This is a genomic window from Vibrio sp. 10N.222.52.B12, from assembly GCF_002875385.1.
Taxonomy (GTDB): Bacteria; Pseudomonadota; Gammaproteobacteria; order Enterobacterales; family Vibrionaceae; genus Vibrio; species Vibrio jasicida.
This window is the reverse complement of record NZ_MDAW01000042.1, coordinates 1-1936: the sequence shown is the minus strand read 5'-3', so window position 1 is coordinate 1936 and position 1936 is coordinate 1. Positions and strand designations below refer to the sequence as shown.

The window sequence follows — 1936 nt, the reverse complement described above, 5'->3', positions numbered from 1 at the left end:
TAAGGTGCGTTATATGATGAAACAGCGGAAGTGGTTAATACGCTGTAGCCAAAAGGCAAGAGAGTCGGAAAGAGATTGCCCCATGCTCTTTCGTGATCGTTGAGCTCTCCGCACCATAGCGGGCATCTACCCTGACATTGCGCGACATACGGAACACGGTAAGCCTGTATCACTCCCACTGGGAAAGTCTCTGCGACCGACATTGATGCAGGTAGAGGATGTTGGAAAAAGCGAAGGCTGCATTGTAACGATGCAGATACAGGTCTCTATCTGGCACGAAAGTGAGCTGACTTCCGACTGGTCTTCCGTTGCAAGAGAATTTGAAGAACTTTATTCAAGGAGAAACGCAAATGATGATTTCAAAAGAGATTAGTGCCTCTCCTAGCAGTGCTCAATGGCAGACCATAAACTGGAAAGCCGTTGAAACCCATGTCTTAAAGCTTCAGATGCGTATTGCAAAGGCAACACGAGAAGGTAAACACAGCAAAGCGAAAGCGTTGCAGTGGATACTAACTCACTCGCGTTCGGCAAAACTTCTTGCTGTTAAGCGGGTATCACAAAACAAAGGCAGTAAAACGCGAGGAATAGACGGCGTCATCTGGAGCACGGATACGCGCCGCATGAAAGCAGTCAATCAATTGAGCAGAAAAGCTTATCAAGCCAAACCGCTCAAGCGTATCTACATCCCCAAGAAAAACGGTAAGCTCAGACCACTTGGTATCCCGTGCATGGTCGACAGAGCGCAGCAAGCGCTTCATCTTCTTGCACTAGAGCCAGTATCAGAAACACTTGCCGACCCTAATAGTTATGGATTTAGACCAAACCGCAGTACTGCCGATGCAATCGCTCAGTGCTTCAAATGTCTGGCGCTAAAGAAATCTGCACAATGGGTTCTTGAGGGAGATATCAAAGCTTGTTTCGACAAGATCGGACATCAATGGTTAATGGATAACATTGCCGTCGATAAACGTATGTTGGAACAATGGCTAAAGTCTGGTTTTATGGACAAAGGGCTGTTCTATCGTACAGATGAGGGAACACCTCAAGGCGGGGTTATATCCCCCACCTTGATGCTAATGACTCTTGCAGGGCTTGAGCAACGCATAAAGTCTACCGCGCTCAAAAAGGGCGCAAGAGCCAACTTTATTGGATACGCCGACGATTTCGTCGTCACTTGCGCTTCAAAGGAAGTGTTAGAGAACGATATCAAACCGTTGATCGCTGATTTCTTAGCGGAAAGAGGCTTAACACTCTCCGAAGAGAAAACGCACATTACCCACATCAGTAGTGGTTTTGATTTCCTAGGTTTTAATCATAGGAAGTACAAAGGGAAATTGCTCATTAAGCCGAGCAAATCCAACACGCTACTGTTCCTAAGTAATTTGCGCGAACTCATCAAGAAGCACGCAACCATCCCCGTTAATGATCTTATCAAGTTGATAAATCCGAAACTCAGGGGCTGGTCGAATTACTATCGACACTGCGTGGTTAAACAGGTGTTCGGATATGTAGGTCACAAGCTATTCCATACGTTATGGCACTGGGCTAAAAGGCGTCATCCAACAAAATCCAGAACTTGGATCGCGCTTAAATACTTCATCAACCGTCAAGGTCAATGGCAATTTCACGGTTGGCAGAAGATCATGAATATGGATTGTCAGTTCAATCTGTTTCAAATAGCCAAGGTGCCAATAGAGAGACATGTGAAAATCAGGAGTGCCGCTACGCCTTTTGATCCTCAATACCAAGAATACTTGGCAAAGAGAAAATCAAAGAGGCAATGCCGTAACTCGTGGCATGAACCTGCTCTCACTGCTTTATAAGTTGCTGGGTGCCAATCGGTGCCTTAGTGAAGGCTTGAGCCTAGTGCGGTGAAAGTTGCACGCTGGGTTCTTAGAGGGACGGCACTTGGTAACAGGTGTCGTCTACTCGACAA

At 46.3% G+C, this 1936-nt stretch carries 1 protein-coding gene; it reads left to right on the top strand.

The genetic code is table 11. The annotated features are described in order from the left end of the window. The first annotated feature begins 350 nt into the window (after positions 1 to 350). A complete protein-coding gene (gene ltrA, locus BCT11_RS03055; RefSeq protein ID WP_102387056.1) occupies positions 351 to 1823 on the top strand; it encodes a group II intron reverse transcriptase/maturase in 1473 nt (490 codons plus the stop codon). Positions 1824 to 1936 lie beyond the last annotated feature (113 nt).